The organism is Pedobacter sp. FW305-3-2-15-E-R2A2 (assembly GCF_038446955.1).
Taxonomy (GTDB): Bacteria; Bacteroidota; Bacteroidia; order Sphingobacteriales; family Sphingobacteriaceae; genus Pedobacter.
Map to the genome: position 1 here is coordinate 873,898 of NZ_CP151803.1, position 15,420 is coordinate 889,317.

Annotated in this window: 15 protein-coding genes; 7 read left to right on the forward strand and 8 right to left on the reverse strand. The window is 41.4% G+C overall.

Translation table 11 applies throughout. The features are described from left to right. The first annotated feature begins 140 nt into the window (after positions 1-140). The gene (locus AAFF35_RS03435) at positions 141-1,577 is read left to right on the forward strand and encodes a PLP-dependent aminotransferase family protein (RefSeq protein ID WP_342331019.1); all 1,437 of its coding nucleotides are present in this window, start codon (positions 141-143) and stop codon (positions 1,575-1,577) included. A 73-nt stretch (positions 1,578-1,650) separates the two neighbouring features. Beyond that, on the forward strand, positions 1,651-2,193 hold the full coding sequence (locus AAFF35_RS03440; protein ID WP_342331020.1) for a GNAT family N-acetyltransferase: 543 nt from the start codon (positions 1,651-1,653) through the stop codon (positions 2,191-2,193). On the opposite strand, the gene AAFF35_RS03445 is transcribed toward AAFF35_RS03440, so the two are convergent. The 3 genes from AAFF35_RS03445 to AAFF35_RS03455 form a co-directional block, all read right to left on the reverse strand. Further along, a complete protein-coding gene (locus AAFF35_RS03445) occupies positions 2,180-3,406 on the reverse strand; it encodes a TCR/Tet family MFS transporter (protein ID WP_342331021.1) in 1,227 nt (408 codons plus the stop codon). The two genes, AAFF35_RS03440 and AAFF35_RS03445, sit on opposite strands and share 14 nt — an antisense overlap. A gap of 204 nt (positions 3,407-3,610) precedes the next feature. Further along, positions 3,611-4,045 (reverse strand): SRPBCC domain-containing protein, encoded by a 435-nt coding sequence (locus AAFF35_RS03450; RefSeq protein ID WP_342331022.1) that lies wholly within the window; start codon positions 4,043-4,045, stop codon positions 3,611-3,613. Between the two features lie 21 nt (positions 4,046-4,066). Next, entirely contained in the window at positions 4,067-4,384 is a 318-nt protein-coding gene (locus AAFF35_RS03455; RefSeq protein ID WP_342331023.1) for a metalloregulator ArsR/SmtB family transcription factor, read from the reverse strand. A gap of 140 nt (positions 4,385-4,524) precedes the next feature. Between AAFF35_RS03455 and AAFF35_RS03460 the strand changes: the two genes are divergently transcribed. After that, positions 4,525-5,418, forward strand: coding sequence for a hypothetical protein (locus tag AAFF35_RS03460; protein WP_342331024.1), 894 nt, complete (start codon positions 4,525-4,527; stop codon positions 5,416-5,418). A 13-nt stretch (positions 5,419-5,431) separates the two neighbouring features. Here AAFF35_RS03460 and AAFF35_RS03465 read toward each other — a convergent pair whose 3' ends face one another. The 4 genes from AAFF35_RS03465 to AAFF35_RS03480 form a co-directional block, all read right to left on the reverse strand. Then, positions 5,432-6,127: a hypothetical protein gene (locus tag AAFF35_RS03465; protein ID WP_342331025.1), complete on the reverse strand. Its 696-nt coding sequence runs from the start codon at positions 6,125-6,127 to the stop codon at positions 5,432-5,434. An 87-nt stretch (positions 6,128-6,214) separates the two neighbouring features. After that, a complete protein-coding gene (locus AAFF35_RS03470) occupies positions 6,215-7,027 on the reverse strand; it encodes a DUF4249 domain-containing protein (protein WP_342331026.1) in 813 nt (270 codons plus the stop codon). 5 nt (positions 7,028-7,032) lie between these two features. Then, a complete protein-coding gene (locus AAFF35_RS03475) occupies positions 7,033-9,360 on the reverse strand; it encodes a TonB-dependent receptor (RefSeq protein ID WP_342331027.1) in 2,328 nt (775 codons plus the stop codon). Positions 9,361-9,644: 284 nt separating this feature from the next. Next, the gene (locus tag AAFF35_RS03480; RefSeq protein ID WP_342331028.1) at positions 9,645-10,112 is read right to left on the reverse strand and encodes a nucleoside triphosphate pyrophosphohydrolase family protein; all 468 of its coding nucleotides are present in this window, start codon (positions 10,110-10,112) and stop codon (positions 9,645-9,647) included. 166 nt (positions 10,113-10,278) lie between these two features. Here AAFF35_RS03480 and AAFF35_RS03485 point away from each other — a divergent pair, with 166 nt between their 5' ends. After that, positions 10,279-11,067: a hypothetical protein gene (locus AAFF35_RS03485; protein WP_342331029.1), complete on the forward strand. Its 789-nt coding sequence runs from the start codon at positions 10,279-10,281 to the stop codon at positions 11,065-11,067. Positions 11,068-11,243: 176 nt separating this feature from the next. On the opposite strand, the gene AAFF35_RS03490 is transcribed toward AAFF35_RS03485, so the two are convergent. After that, complete coding sequence (locus AAFF35_RS03490) at positions 11,244-11,837, reverse strand: HD domain-containing protein (RefSeq protein ID WP_342331030.1); 594 nt, start codon at positions 11,835-11,837, stop codon at positions 11,244-11,246. A 408-nt stretch (positions 11,838-12,245) separates the two neighbouring features. On the opposite strand from AAFF35_RS03490, the gene AAFF35_RS03495 reads away from it, so the two are divergent. Genes AAFF35_RS03495 through AAFF35_RS03505 form a run of 3 tightly spaced genes read left to right on the forward strand, consistent with a single transcriptional unit; the run spans position 12,246 to position 15,399 of the window. Next, complete coding sequence (locus tag AAFF35_RS03495; protein ID WP_342331031.1) at positions 12,246-13,313, forward strand: hypothetical protein; 1,068 nt, start codon at positions 12,246-12,248, stop codon at positions 13,311-13,313. 18 nt (positions 13,314-13,331) lie between these two features. Continuing rightward, a complete protein-coding gene (locus AAFF35_RS03500) occupies positions 13,332-14,570 on the forward strand; it encodes a glycine betaine/L-proline ABC transporter ATP-binding protein (RefSeq protein WP_342331032.1) in 1,239 nt (412 codons plus the stop codon). A gap of 1 nt (position 14,571) precedes the next feature. Further along, a complete protein-coding gene (locus AAFF35_RS03505; RefSeq protein ID WP_342331033.1) occupies positions 14,572-15,399 on the forward strand; it encodes a proline/glycine betaine ABC transporter permease in 828 nt (275 codons plus the stop codon). Positions 15,400-15,420: the final 21 nt, after the last annotated feature.

The window sequence follows — 15,420 nt, forward strand, 5'->3', positions numbered from 1 at the left end:
TATATGATATCTTTACAGCGAATCAATTTTTTAGAGGGAAACTTTGTTAAAATAGGAGATACCGATGTCCTGATCGGACAAACGCATAAAGAAATTTTAATGAAAAGGTGGAACTATAAAGAAGGATAGCAGTTTAAAAGATGCAGAAATATCGATACGAAGAAATTGCGGAAGAGATGGAATCCAGTATCCTGGAAGGGCGACTAAAACCAGGACATAAACTTCCTTCTGTCAGAGCCCTGAAGCTGAAGTATAACATTGGTCTGAGTACTGTTCAGAATGCTTACGAATACCTGATGATAAAAGGATTGGTTGCAAGCATCCCTAAGTCGGGATATTATGTAGCCGGGTCTAAAGGGAGCGATAAGGAAAGGCAAAAAACGTTGAAAGCACCTGCAAGGATTGTGGTTCATGATGCCATTTTTAAAAACAATTTATCGGTCATCACTGCTCATGCTGATCCCCAAAAAAAACACAGCATTACCGAATTTAATGTAGCGGCTCCAGGCGAATTTTTTATTCCCCAAAAGTTACTCCTCAGGACCATGCAACAGGTGATTAGGGAAAAAGGAGTCGGGCTGCTCAAGTATTATCCTTCCAACGGTTCGGAGCTTTTAAAAGAACACCTTGCTAAACGGGCAACACTGTACCACAGCCGGTTTACTGCGGAGGAATTGATCATTACCGATGGGGCGATTCAGGCCTTTTACATTGCACTGGCTTCGGTAACTGTTCCGGGGGATGTGGTGGCAATTGAAAGCCCCTGTATATTTTCAATTCTGGAAGTGGTAAAAAATCTGAGACTGAAAGTGATAGAAATTCCCGTTCATGCGGGTTCAGGATTTGATGTGGCATTTCTGAAGCGGGCAACAGAACAGACCATGTTAAAAGCGATTGTTCTGACGCCAAATTTCCACAATCCTACAGGAACATTAATGGCTGATGCGGATAAAAAAGAGTTGTTAGCGATTGCACAATCCAGGGACATTCCGATCATCGAAAATGATGTTTTCGGCGACCTTAACTTCTCCGGTAACCGGCCTTTGAGCATCCAGTCTTTGGACGATAGCGGTCTGGTAATGACCTTCTCTTCCTTCTCCAAGACGCTTGCTCCCGGAATCCGGCTGGGCTGGCTCTCTCCGGGGAGATTCTTTAAACAGGCAGAACAACTCAAATTCTCCCTGGGAAGTACGGTTTCTCCGATTTATCAGGAAACCATCGCAAAGCTGCTGGCCTCTAGTAGTTACGACAGGCATGTCAGGAAATTCCGGATTCAGCTGGCTGCGCAGTCCTACCATACGATCAACCTGATCTCAGCATTCTTCCCTGAAAATACCCGGATCACACCGCCGAAAGGTGGCTATAGCATCTGGCTGAAGATGGAAAAGAAAGTCAATATGAAATTGTTTTATAAACATTGTGAGCAAAACGGTATCCGCTTTACGCCAGGATCTGCCTTTTCTTTCAGCAGCGTTTTTGAACAACATCTCAGAATTATATTTGCCAATAAGTATACGGTACAAAGGGAAGAAATGTTAAAGCTTGCTGGTAAAATCGCCCAGGACTGTATCCCTTAGATTTTCATATTCTGCACCTGTCTCTTATTTTAAAGCGCCTAATTTTGAGGCCATTATTACAAGCTATTTTAATATGGACAATCGCATTAAAACAAAATTTACCGTTGCTTCTGAAGAAGGAATAGCGGTGTTACAATATCTTGGAGAAACCCGCGGGTATGAAAAATATGGCGCATTACTGAATGAAGAACAACTCGCTGATTACTTGTTTGATCAATATAACCGGGATACCATCATCAGTAATTTAAACACTTTTTCTAATCAATTGATTGTCGTTTATAAGGAGGAGAAACCTGCCGGATTTGCCTATCTGACTGGCAAAGGAGCGGTTCCAGAGCCCTTTTCTGGCCGGCGCGTCTTTCATCTTGGTGCTTTCGAAATACTGAATGCTTTTAAAGAAAGCGAAGTCATGGATGCGTTGATGGAAAAATGTATGATAATTGGCAAATCTTATGATGCGCTGAAGCTCATGGAGAAGGCAGATGAGACAGATATGATCGCTTTTTATGAGAAATATGGTTTTCATCAAAGAGCATCAGAGCCGTCAGTTATTGCTGGGGTATCTTTTCCTTCACTGGTACTGATCCGGGAAAACAACCGGACTATTTCCGGTTGATAAAAGATTCCTTTTTCATGGTTCTTGTGCAGATCCATACACTGATTAACATTAAAACTGCAGCAGCTAAAAAAGGAGCACCGGAGAATTTAACAGGAGCATTTGGTTTGGTAAACCAGGCGAAAAGATTGGTCATTAGCAGTGGGCCTACAATCGTAGTCGCACTCATCAGGCTGGTCAGTGCTCCTTGTAATTCTCCCTGTTCGTTTTGAGGTACATTGCCGGAGATGGTGGCTTGTAGTGCCGGTCCTGCGATTCCTCCCAGGCAATACGGAACAAGGAAGGCGAACATCATCCAGCTTTGGTTGGCAAAAGCAAACAGCACCATTCCAAAAGCCGAAAACCCCAGACCGATATAAATGCTTTTTTCGTTGCCTAGCCGCGGACTGGTATAACGGATCAAACCACCCTGTACCAATGCGACTAAAATGCCGGCAGTAGCCAGAGAGATGCCGACTAGAAAAGTGTTCCAGTGGAAACGTTCAATATTGATGAAAGTCCAGGTGCTTTGCAGGGCATGTCCGGCGATATAGATAAAAATCAAGGCCACAATTAATCCGCCTACCCCTTTGTATTTTCTCAGGCAGAGTAAAGAACCCATTGGATTTGCCCTTGACCATTCAAAAGGACGTCTGTGTTCTTTAGACAAAGACTCAGGCAAGACAAAATAACCGTAAATTACATTGATCAGGGTAAGAACCGCTGCGGCAACGAAGGGGATTCTTGGGCCAAGCTGACCTAACAGGCCGCCCAATGCAGGGCCAATAACAAAGCCTAAACCAAAAGCAGCACCGATCATTCCAAAATTCTGAGCCCTGTTTTCTTTGGTGCTGATGTCTGCAATGTAGGCCGTCGCTGTAGTCATACTGGCGCCAAAAACGCCGGCAATGATCCGTCCGAGAAACAGCCACCAGATGTTGGGGGCCAAGGCAAGAAAAATATAATCGATTCCGAAGCCCAGGAGAGATAACAATAAAACAGGCCTTCTTCCATATTGATCACTCAGGTTTCCTATAATTGGCGCGCAAACAAATTGCATGATCGCATAAGCAAACATCAGCAATCCGCTCCATTGGGAAGCCTGACTTATATTTCCATGGATCAATTGTTCTATCAATTGAGGGAATACAGGGATAATCAGTCCAATGCCAATGACATCTAATAACATGGTGATGAAAATGAAGCTTAACGCTGCCTTTCGGTTAGAAGCCATAAATTTGTTGTGGGTTTGAACCCGCAAGTTATATTTTTTTAATCTATTAGGTTGCTTCCTATTTTATTTTCATCTTGGTTTTTTATTTTTGCAGGAATAAAACGCTTTTTTTAAAGAAACTAATCCGGGGGGATGAAGGAACAATAAGGGTGGATATTAAGGTGATGTTAAACACCTTAATCCACCTGTTCCGGGTAAAATTAATTAGCTGGCCTTTCCTTCTAAAAAATCTTTTAATGAGGTCCCTATAATATAGGTCCATCCTGCATTAAATGATGATGCTGCAAAATCAGGATTATCCGTCCTAAAGCTTTCCAAGCCTGTATGTGTGAGCTTTAACCTGGTTTGCAGTCCTTCTTCGAACAATTCAAAACTAACCGTAGATTCACCGGGTAAATTCTCGTATTTCCAGGTATAGCTGAGTCTCTTTTCAGGAATGATTTCTGTGATTTTGCAGAGGTGGAGGTATCTCGTATCATCCTTTGAACCATAGAACTGGAATTCAAACCCTATTTCAGCTTTGAACTCTGCGATGTCAAAATACCATTTTTTCATTTTTGCATTGTTTGTTAATGCATCCCATACACTGGCAACCGGTGCATTTAGGGTTCTTTCAAGTACAAGTGGTGCTGCTTTCATGTTGTTGTAGATTTTAAATTCTTATTTGGGTTGATTTTCTGAATCAAGAAAAGATTCCAGGGCATCTAGTTTTTGTGACCAAAAGCGCTTGTATTTTTCTGCCCATGCAGCAACTTCCTGGATCTTTTGAAGCCTTGGTTCGCAATAACGTTCCCTGCCGTCTTGCCTGATCGCCAATAGTCCGCATTCCATTAAAATTTTGATGTGCTTGGAAACCGCTGGCCGGCTGATCTCAAAATGATCTGCCAGGGCATTCAGGTTTAAAGATTGCTGAGAAATCAAACCAATAATCTCTCTTCTGGTGGGGTCGGCAATTGCCTGAAAAACATCTCTTCTCAACTTATTTTGTCTTATATGAAACCATTCAGTTACTAATTTAAGGGTAACCATTCGGTTTCGCAAACGTTAAGCAAAATGCATCCCCGCATATTCATTTGTATTGGGTATCTTTAATGGAAATAAGTTAAGATAGTAGTAAAATGAAAGCAGCCGTAGTTTCCTTTTTTTGTTTGTTGATGAGCATCTCTGTTTTCGGGCAGACTGAAAAGGCCTTATTTTCGCGTTTGCAAGGGCTTTTTAGCAACAAAACCGAATTTTACAATGTGGACGGTTTTGAGATTTCAAGTCAGAAGCTGGATGCGGAATTTTCAAAAAAGAATATCCTGAAGAATTTTAAAAGATTTGGGATCAAAGAAGCTGATTTAAATACTGCGGATTCCTTATTGAAATATAACAATTGGTACGTCAGAAAAGCAAGCGAAGAGGTTAAAGGAGTTTTAATAAATTCTTCGTTTTACTTCATAGAAAGCGCCGATAAAAAATTGACAGGCATTAGTTTCTCTGCAATGAATAAGTCTGATAAAGACTTTGAAAGAAGTTTTGTGACTTTAATTAAGAACAATGCAATTCCCAATAGTGTTTTTAACTCCCTGAACCTTGACAGTCTTAATTTTGCAGGCAGAAAGATCGCAGTTGGGGAAGGTTGCAGATACATGGGAGTAAATAATGTTCAATGTCCTTCTAACGGGCAAATGAGCTGGAGCGTTCATCAAAGTCAGGATGATGCAGTTCAGACGATAAATGCCCATTGGAAAACGATTCGGGAACAGAAGGGAGGTAAAGCCTTATCTGATACTACGGTAAATGTAATTTTTGAAGGAAAAGAAACTACTGCTAGGAAGATGATTTATAGCTTTAAGGGGCTAAACTCATTGTTGATTAAAATGGACGGAGCCAAGACGCTCACGGTTTATGCGGTAGTCTGCCCGGTAAAAAATAACTTTGTAAGTTGTGTAATGAGCTTTTGGAATACGGATAATGTGAACAGAAATGGATTGCCAAGGTTGCTGGAAAAAGTAATGACATTGAAATAAAGCTGAGGGTGATTTAATCTTCCCATTCTATTTTATCCCAGAACATCTTTAAGTACTTAAATTCATCGAAGTCCTTAAAAAAAGTCGTTCCCGGGTAAAACTGGGTTTCCTTACTTCCTTTCCAGCTGAGGTGGACTACGGCAAAATGCTGGTCAAAGCCAGTCTTTCTCGTTACAAACAGCACATCATCATTCCTTTGGTCTGTGCATAAGGCCGATACTTTAAAATCACTAAGGATGTGTTGTTCTTCAGGGGAAGCTTCAATCTCTGTAGCGCTATAAATTCCAAGTTCTTTCTTCAGTTCCGATTCAAAGGCTATTTTCTGACCAATAGATAGTGGCTCCCAAGGTTCTTCAACAAATGCTACGGGCGGATCCTGAAGGAAATAGTCTTCGATAACATGGTTGTCGATTCCTGCGATGTGAATGCTGATGGTTTCACTTTCTACTTCATGAAGATCTTCAATCGTAATTCCATTGGAAGCAAAGAGAAAATAACCGTTCTCAAGTTGGACATTCAACATCAGGGAGGCCCATTTGGTATTATCGGGAGCAGGGATTTTGTTGAATTCCCAAACTGATTTCCGGACTTGCATGTAGTAATTTTCATTAGGTAAAAATTGACCATAAATGTTATCCATACCATCATCTCCAACCCATAGGTCTGCAGTCCCGATAACCTCCTTGTTTGAATAGATAGTAGACTTCATAACCTAAAATAAGGTATTATTTTCCAATGTTCCGGAAGAATGTCTTTTTATACGCCTTTATTACGACCATTGTTTTGTTTTTAATCTTTACTTCACTGTCATTTGTTTTTTACTTACCGTATGTGCACTAAAATAACCCAATGCTTTATTGTTGATATTTGAAGGAGGGTTTCCCGGAGTTGCACTGCCGGCAGGGCCATTTGACGATTGCTGGCTTAGGGTGTACCAGTAAAGAAATATATTTTTATCGATAGATTGCATTTCGATATCCACTACATCTCCTGTTTTCAGTTGGTCCTGATCATCGTTATTTCCCGCAAAAAATAATACGCTGGGTACCTCATTCCCATCAGTCAGACGGTCGTTTTCTGTATACACCTGTTTCGATTGAATTCCGTTTACTTTCATGACAAAACGATACTGATTGGCAATCCCCGCAGGATCTTTATAATGCACCTGGGCCTGTTTCTGGTCATCACCTTCAAAATTAAAGACTTTTACATCCAGAAAATCAATTCCTACAGACGCAGGCATAACGGATGTTGCGGTATAAACCACATTGTTTATGGTCGCCTTAAGCGTGTAAATCCGCCCGGTTTCTCCTTTCATCGCAGGAAAAGTATACATACCTGGTGTAGCTTCAGAAAAGGTCCAGGAATGACCATTGTCGTCTGTGACCGTTACAGCTGCCCCGCTCAGGGGAGGGTAGGTATTGTTTTCTGTATAAGGGACAGACTTACTGATTTTAACCACCTGTTGTCCGGGCTGATCTGTAATGTTTCCCTCAATTACGAGTTGGCTTTCGGCATTGTCCAGCTTCACATCAATGACCTTTTCACAGGCGCTCAGCGCAATGGATCCGGCAAGAAGGAGGGAGATATATTTGATTTGTTTTAACATGATCATTAGAATTTGAAGTTATAGGTTACGGAAGGGATGATGCCAAAAAGACTGGTTTGTACCGCTTCTGTGCGCGTTGGGTCATTTTCCTTATCTCTGAAACGGATGGCGTAGGGGTTTTTAGTGTTGAGAACATTGTAGATACTGAATGTCCAGCTGCTCTGGAACCTGCGGGTTTCTTTCGCCTTTAGTGTAGCTCCAATGTCGAGCCTGGAAGTATTGGGCATCCGATTGGCGTTTCTATCCGTATAATAATAAGTGGTTAGGCCGCCTATATCGTACTTACCTGCCGGATAGGTCACTGAATTACCGGTGTTGAAAATATAATTAGCAGAAACAGACCAGCGTTTGCTCAGGTTATACATGGCCACCAATGATAAATCATGTGTACGGTCCTGTCTGGCAGGGAAATAACTACCCTGATTGATGCCCTCAAACTGACGTTCTGTTTTCGAAAGGGTATAACTGATCCATCCTGTGAGCCTTCCTTTAGTCTTTTTGCCATAAAGCTCTAGTCCATAGGCACGGCCTTTTCCGTACAAGAGGAGCGATTCGACTTCTGCGTTTGCTGTTAAATCTGCACCATCTTTATAATCGATCTGGTTTTGTAACCACTTGTAATAAATTTCCGCAGAGAACTCATAGCCATTGTCTTCGGTATTTTTAAAATATCCAAGGGCGATCTCGTCCCCGATTTCGGGTTTAATGTTGTTGCTGCTCATGACATATTGGTCTGTTGGCGCGCTTGTTCCAGAGTTATTGAGGATGTGGATATTTTGAGTATTCCGATTATAAGAAGTTTTGATGGAGTTTTTATCGTTTAGCGTATAACTTGCTGAAAAACGCGGCTCCAGGTTGAAATAGTTTTTAACAAATTCCCCGCTCTTATAAGTTTTTGAGGAAACGAAGGCTGCATCGCTGCTATAGGTGTTGATCGTTCCGGGACCAAGCAGGGAGAATTGGCTCAACCGCAGACCCATCAGTAAATTAAATTTTTCAGAGAGTTTCCATTCGTCGGATACATAAAGGCTAAACTCTAAACCATAACGCTTCTCTATGGTAAGCGGATTGATACTCGAGTTACCGGAAGCAGTAATGTCGGAAGGGCTAATCTGATGGTGTGTCCCCTGTAGACCAAACCTGAGCAGGTGGTTGCTGCTGAAATACTGAAAATCCTGTTTAAAATTTAGATCCCTGATGAGCGATTTTACTTTGGCATTGTTTTGTCCATCAATCAGCTCAATAGCATAGCTATATCGGTTATAAATTAAGGAGGTATTGGAAAATAATCTGTTGTTGAAAATGTGGTTAAAACGCATAGTCGCAGTGGTATTGCCCCAGTCATTGGCAAATAAATCTTTAATTCCAATATTGTCCTGACCAAAATAACCTGAAAGATACAGGGTGTTTTTATCATCAAACTTATAGTTGACTTTCGCATTAATGTCATAGAAATTAAGGGTGTTCTTTTTCAAAGCGGAGTCTCCAAAAGCTTTCAGCAGGAGGTCGATATAGGTTCTCCTTGCACTGATCATAAATGAACTTTTATTTTGAATCAGTGGACCTTCGGCCTTGATGCGTGAAGCAATGAGGCCAAGGCCGCCCTCTACACCAAACTTCTTGTCGTTACCGTCCTGCATTTTAACATCCAGTACAGAAGATAAACGGCCACCGTATTGTGCCGGCATGCCTCCTTTATACAGGCTGACATCCTTGATCGCATCGGCATTAAAAGTGGAGAAGAAACCCAGCAGATGAGCAGAATTGTAAACTGTAGCCTCATCCAGTAAGATCAGGTTTTGATCCGCAGCACCTCCGCGGACAAAAAATCCGGTATTGCCTTCTCCTCCTGATTTTACCCCGGGAAGAAACTGTATGGCTTTTAACACATCTTTTTCACCCAATAAGACAGGCACATTGTCCAGGTCCTTCATATTGATTTTGTTCAGACCCATTTGCGGATTTTTTACATTTCCATTCTTCAGCTCCCCGGCGCTGATCTGGACCTCCTGTAAGGTAGAAGCCGGAGCAAGGGCGATGTTAATGTTCAGCGCTTTGCTGAGTAAGACTTTCTGAGTTGAAATTTGATAACCGCTGTAACTAACGATGAGATTGTATTCCCCTGCAGGGGCTGTAATCGAATAAAAGCCGTAAGCATTCGTTGCCAGACCAGTATTTTGACTGGCACTTTGCAGTTTAACCGTTGCCCCGATCAAGGTTTCTCCTGTCGCCCCGTCTTTTACCGTCCCGCTGATGGTCATGCGTTGTTGAGCAGACAAAATAAAGGGGACCGAGCTAAGTAGAATGAAGAGAAAAATGAATGTTATTTTCATGTCATTTAGATGTTTAATGAGACGAAAATATCTAAACGGGATAGAATGACCTTGAAAATAGCGATGAGCTGTTTAGAATATCAGTTCAGTCGTTAAAAAAGTAGAATGATCTGTATGACCGGTTTATGGGATGAACAGTTCGGAGTTTACATTTTTAGTGTTCGCCTGGAATCAGCTGATGTGTGCAGGGATAGGATGGTTATTCGTTTGAGAATGGGAAAAGGGAGGGTAAACAGAACCCCTTTAAAAGGATCCTGTTTATAATAAAGAATTTTTTCAATTCCTTAGTAAATGATACTCTTCAGGTCTGCAGGAGAATAATTGATAGATTTTAGGGTCTTATCATCATTTGATCTGTAAACCAGAAATAAGGAATCTTCTTCTTTATGGTAAGCGTTACATTGATGATTGGTTCTGTAATGTTGAATGGTCTCATTTGCTTCTTCTTCAGATTTACAGGCTTTGCTCATATTTGAGCGATGAACCTCATCAAAAAGTGCTTTAAATTTATCGGCTAGCCCAAATTCCAAAATGGCTCCTGCCAAAACATATTGCAGGTCACATAAAGCGTCAGCTATTTCAACCAGGTTGTTTTCTTCGACCGCCTGTTTCAGTTCATTGAGTTCTTCTGCAAGAAGAGAAACCCTAAGGTTACACCTTTCCTTAGCAGGTATACCCGGTGCCTCTTGAATCGGATGTTTAAATGTTTTATGAAATTCTGCTACCTGATTTAGTGAATTTGTCTCTTGCATGTGTTGTTGATTTAAAATTGTATGCTGTGTTTCCATCAAAATTAATATATTTCAGCGAATATATCAGCTGTCTGAATTGGATGGTATTGCGGTGGAACTGGCCTTTATTGTCTTTACTTTATATTTATAAATGATTAACGCGCGATTTAAATACCCTGTTTTTTGCATGCTGTTATTCCTGATGGCTTGTAATCCCTTTCCAAAAAAGGATATGCATCCTGAATTGCCTTTTCTTTCTGAGCTTGTCGGTAAGAAGGAATTGTTCACAAAAATTATAGATTATAAAGGAGTGAGCACAGTCAGTTTTTTAAAAGATGACCGGATTTTAGTGATGCCCGACAAGAGTAACTTGCCCTTGAAAATAACCGATGCGGAAGGGAAGGTCTTGTTTCAGGTGGTTTATGATTTCAAAAAACCACTTTATCTGGATCCAGAGGGGAATCTGTATGGAAATGGCAGGAAATATTTCCACCCCGATTATACAAGAGCTGTCGACTTTGAAAACGTGATGGTCAGCGATAGCCTAAGGAAGAAATATGAGGAATTTGAATTGAAAAATCCCGGCAATGATAGTCTCAACCGTAAACTGACCGACGCTTATGAGATCGGCTTTTTAAAAAGGTATCAGATGACGCCTTGCGAGTTTGTATTGGTCAATACAGAAAAGTGCGATGTCTTTGAAGTCAGAAATAATAAATTGTTGTTACGCCAGACGACGCTTATAAAAAATGATTTTGCTAAAAAAGATGAACGGCTGAAAGAGTTCGATGAAGCGGTTTTGCTGAGGTGGAGAAATGGTAGAGTGGCGACTCCTGAGTACATGCATTACTATCAGATCAATGATGAAGTCAAGTTTAAAATGGATGATGTGGACTTGCTTAAATTCGGAATACTGAAAGGGGAAACCTATCTTGATACGCCATACGGGTTGTTTAAATTTCATTCCGGGAAATAGGCGAGAAGATATTCCTGCCATTACTAGTTGTTGATGTCTTTCCTTTTTTTGCCGGTATAGGACGACAGCTGAAGGATGTTAACTTTGCGATAAATGATATAAAATATGGATGATAAGTTTAGTGAAATGGCTTCAGCTATCGTTTTAAACGCTAAAGCCATTTCATATTTTTCCGACTAGCTTTTCTTTAATATTCCTTTTTCAATACTTTCTTCAAAAAGCATTTGTGTATGCTCCCAAAGTGTTTGGGAACCATGTTGCATCGCATTGGTTTTCCTCAGCACCGTATCATATTTTACATCAAACTCCATCCAGGTTCCCCCTTCATTGGACACATTTTGTAAAACCGGTTCTAATCTGTCCAGTGATTTTGCAAACTTTGCTTCTGCGGTCTGCCCTTCTTCAAATTCTTCCCAGACGGAAATAAATTCTTCTTTCTGTTGGGTTGGTAAAAGACCAAAAATCCTTTCTGCAGCTTTCCTTTCTTCCTCCGTATTGGTATGATTTGCGGTCGTATCATATAAAAAAATATCCCCTGAATCGATTTCTACAATATCATGGATCAGCAGCATTTTTACTACTTTTTGAACGTCTACTTTTTCATTGGCATGTTCGGCCAGAACCATGGCCATCATCGCGAGGTGCCAGCTGTGCTCTGCGTCGTTTTCGTTCCGCTGACTGTTAAATAGACGGGTTTTTCGCTGAATGTACTTGAGTTTGTCGATTTCGTGGATGAAGGCCAGTTGTCTGGACAGGTGCTCTAAATTCATGTGATTACATTTGATGTTTAAGCATGGCAAAAGTAACATTTAATCCGTTAACAAGGGGCTGGATAAAGGGCTATTTCTGATAGAAACTTGATTTATTGCTTATTTTTTCTTACCTTTGCGGTGTTTTTAATTTAAACCTTCGCTGTTGTTACGCCGTCTGTGCGTTATTTTCTTAAAAAGAAACAGCACAATATCTGTTTAAATGCCTAAGGGTATTACACCCTGGAATTCATTATAATGTTTTATTTAAAGCATTTTTTTTACAAGCCGCAATAAAGCGGGCTTGTATTAAACTTTATTATGGTAAAATTCACACAGCTTATAGGCTGTTTAGTGCTATTTATAGTTGTTCCATTAGCCTCAACTTTAGCCCAGGACTCAATAATAACAATATCCGATACTACGTCGGTGCCCATACGGTCAGAGAAACCAAGCCTCAGGATTGGAGGTGCATTGCTGTTCAATTATAACCTTTCTTCCTGGAAGAAAGAACAAGTCAAAAGGGGGGGAGATTTCGGGCTCGATATGTTCCGGGTCAATGCAGACGCCTCATATAAAAAACTGGATTTTCATGCTGAATACCGGTTTTATGCCAAATCCTTCGGTGGAAGCTTTTTAAAGGATGGTTACTTAACCTATCATTTCAACGACAGTACCAATCTTGCCATCGGACTGGTTCAGAATCCCTTCGGTAACACTACTTACAACTCTCACAACTGGTTTTTTAACCTGCCTTATTACCTGGGCTTTGAAGATAAAGCTTCTATGGGAATCAGGTTTCACCAACAGAACAAACGTTGGTCTTATGATCTTGCCTTCTTCAAAAATGCAATGGAGCTCGATTTTGGTGATCAAACAGAAATTGATCCTTCGAGATATTCCTATGATGTGGCCGGCAGAAATAAAGAAGTAAATCAGGGAAACCTGAAAACAGAATACCTGTTGTCGGACAATAAACGAATTGGCATCTCCGGGATGCTTGGAGGAGTCTATAACATTCCTACCGGACAAATGGGCTCAAGATGGGCTGCAGCGATACATACGGATCTGAATTTTGGAAAACTGAATGTGAAACTTCAGTCGATGTATTACCAATATCATTTGGCCGATTCTGCCCAATATAAAGAGGTGCTCAGCCTTGCTGCTTATGGTTCTGCTTATGAAGTAGCCACTAAAGCCTATTTGCATACCGCATCTTTTGCTTATACCGTACCTGTAAAGCTGGGCCCGGTAACGGCGGTTACCTTTTATGAAAACTATTCTTACATGAATAAGCCACAGGCCGGATATACAGATTCTCAAATGAACGTATTGGGAGGGATGATCAGCGCTGGAAACCTGGTGACTTATGTCGACTGGGCGGCAGGCAAGAACCAACCCTGGCTGGGACCGGAATGGCAAAATGGATTGTCTTCAGGTAATCCGGAATCAAAATGGCACAGTCGGTTTAACATCAATATCGGCTATTATTTCTAACATATAACACATAAAGACATGTCTAAACTTAAGATAGAAGACCTCACACTCATATTCGGAAAGGAAAAAGAGGAGGCACTTTCATTATTGAAGCAAGGGAAAACCAAAGCGGAGATTCTTAAAGAAACAGGTTGTACCGTAGCGGTAAAGAATGCCAGTTTTAACATTGAACAGGGCGAATTTTTTGTCATCATGGGATTGTCGGGAAGTGGTAAATCTAGTTTGTTGCGATGCCTGAACCGCTTAATTGAGCCTACATCAGGAAAGGTGGTGTTAAACCAACGTGACATTACCAGCCTGGGAGAAAAAGAACTACAAGCCGTTCGCCGTAAAGAAATGGCGATGGTTTTCCAGAATTTTGGACTGTTGCCTCACCGTACAGTGCTTGAAAATGTTGCTTTCGGATTGGAGTTACAAGATATCCCGCAAAAGGAACGGGAAGAAAAAGCAAAAACAGTAATTGATCTGGTGAGTTTGAACGGCTATGAAAATCAACATACCGGCGAACTTTCAGGAGGAATGCAACAGCGCGTTGGACTGGCCAGGGCTTTAGCCAACGATCCAGAGATTCTATTGATGGATGAGGCCTTTTCTGCATTAGATCCGCTGATTCGTACCCAAATGCAGGATGAGCTGATTGAATTGCAGGAGAAAATGCACCGGACAATTGTTTTTATTACACATGATCTTGATGAGGCGATTCGCCTGGGAGATCGCATTGCAATCATGAAGGATGGAGAAGTGATACAAATAGGTACGCCGGAAGATATCTTGACAAACCCGGCAACGGATTATGTATCCTCATTTGTGGAGAAAGTAGACCGGAAGTCGATCATTACAGCTGCGAGTCTGATGTTTGAAAAACCGACGGTGGCGATTCTGAAAAAAGATGGAGTGGAAGGAAGTCTGCGCAAGATGCGTTCTTCGGGACTGACCTCCCTGCCGGCAGTCTCCATAGATAAACATTTCCTTGGTTTTGTTTACCTGAAAGACATTCTGGAGCTGAAAGCAAAAGGAGCGCATACGATAGAAAAAGCAATCATCAAAGATATCCCTGTCGCCTATCCGGAAACTACCGTAGAACAGATGCTGCCTTTCATTGCAGAAAATGGAAGAGCGGTTCCGATTGTAGACATCACGACAAATAAACTGATCGGGATCGTTGCCCAAACTTCTTTGCTGATCGAAACGACAGGTGCAAGCTGGGAAAATGTTACAGGAAACACAATTGATAACCTTCAAAAAGAAATAATATAGTATGATACATATAGGAACTTATATAGAACAATTTATAAACTGGCTTACGCTTCATTTTTCTGCATTATTTCATGTGATTAAAATTGTTGTGGAGTCTATCGTGAACTCTGTAGAATGGATACTGATGTTCCCACCATTCTATGTCATCATTGCATTGATTGCTTTCCTGGCCTGGAAAAGGACGGGTTGGGGACTGACGTTGTTTACGTTGCTGGGTTTAACCCTGATCTGGGGAATGGGCTATTGGGCGCAAACGATGGCCACATTGGCATTGATCTTATCGGCGGCTTTCATTGCCTTATTGATGGGGATTCCTTTAGGGATATGGGCCGCAAAAACACCATTGGCCGGGAAACTCATCAGGCCAGTACTCGATTTAATGCAAACGATGCCTGCTTTTGTCTACCTGATCCCTGCTGTGCTGTTCTTCGGACTTGGAAAGGTTCCCGGAGCATTTGCTACTGTGATCTTTGCAATGCCTCCGGCAGTGCGCTTAACGACACTTGGGATCAGTCAGGTGCCAAAGGATATTGTGGAAGCAACACGCTCTTTCGGAGCAACACCACGTCAGTTACTTTTTAAAGTAGAACTGCCATTGGCCTTGCCGACGATCCTGGCGGGAGTCAATCAAACGATTATGATGGCGCTTTCAATGGTCGTTATCTCTGCAATGATTGCAGCTGGTGGATTAGGTGAAGTTGTGCTTAAGGGAATTACACAGTTGAAAATCGGGTTAGGTTTTGAAGGTGGAATTGCAGTGGTCATCCTGGCGGTGATTCTTGACAGAATTACACAGTCGTTCGGACCTAAGAAAAAGATAAACGCATAAGTTGATCAGCGTATAAATTGA

Coding starts and splice junctions, on each gene's coding strand:
- AAFF35_RS03435 (WP_342331019.1), top strand. CDS start 141: ATGCAGAAATATCGATACGAAGAAATTGCGGAAGAGATGGAATCCAGT.
- AAFF35_RS03440 (WP_342331020.1), top strand. CDS start 1,651: ATGGACAATCGCATTAAAACAAAATTTACCGTTGCTTCTGAAGAAGGA.
- AAFF35_RS03445 (WP_342331021.1), bottom strand. CDS start 3,406: ATGGCTTCTAACCGAAAGGCAGCGTTAAGCTTCATTTTCATCACCATG.
- AAFF35_RS03450 (WP_342331022.1), bottom strand. CDS start 4,045: ATGAAAGCAGCACCACTTGTACTTGAAAGAACCCTAAATGCACCGGTT.
- AAFF35_RS03460 (WP_342331024.1), top strand. CDS start 4,525: ATGAAAGCAGCCGTAGTTTCCTTTTTTTGTTTGTTGATGAGCATCTCT.
- AAFF35_RS03465 (WP_342331025.1), bottom strand. CDS start 6,127: ATGAAGTCTACTATCTATTCAAACAAGGAGGTTATCGGGACTGCAGAC.
- AAFF35_RS03470 (WP_342331026.1), bottom strand. CDS start 7,027: ATGTTAAAACAAATCAAATATATCTCCCTCCTTCTTGCCGGATCCATT.
- AAFF35_RS03475 (WP_342331027.1), bottom strand. CDS start 9,360: ATGAAAATAACATTCATTTTTCTCTTCATTCTACTTAGCTCGGTCCCC.
- AAFF35_RS03480 (WP_342331028.1), bottom strand. CDS start 10,112: ATGCAAGAGACAAATTCACTAAATCAGGTAGCAGAATTTCATAAAACA.
- AAFF35_RS03485 (WP_342331029.1), top strand. CDS start 10,279: ATGCTGTTATTCCTGATGGCTTGTAATCCCTTTCCAAAAAAGGATATG.
- AAFF35_RS03490 (WP_342331030.1), bottom strand. CDS start 11,837: ATGAATTTAGAGCACCTGTCCAGACAACTGGCCTTCATCCACGAAATC.
- AAFF35_RS03500 (WP_342331032.1), top strand. CDS start 13,332: ATGTCTAAACTTAAGATAGAAGACCTCACACTCATATTCGGAAAGGAA.
- AAFF35_RS03505 (WP_342331033.1), top strand. CDS start 14,572: ATGATACATATAGGAACTTATATAGAACAATTTATAAACTGGCTTACG.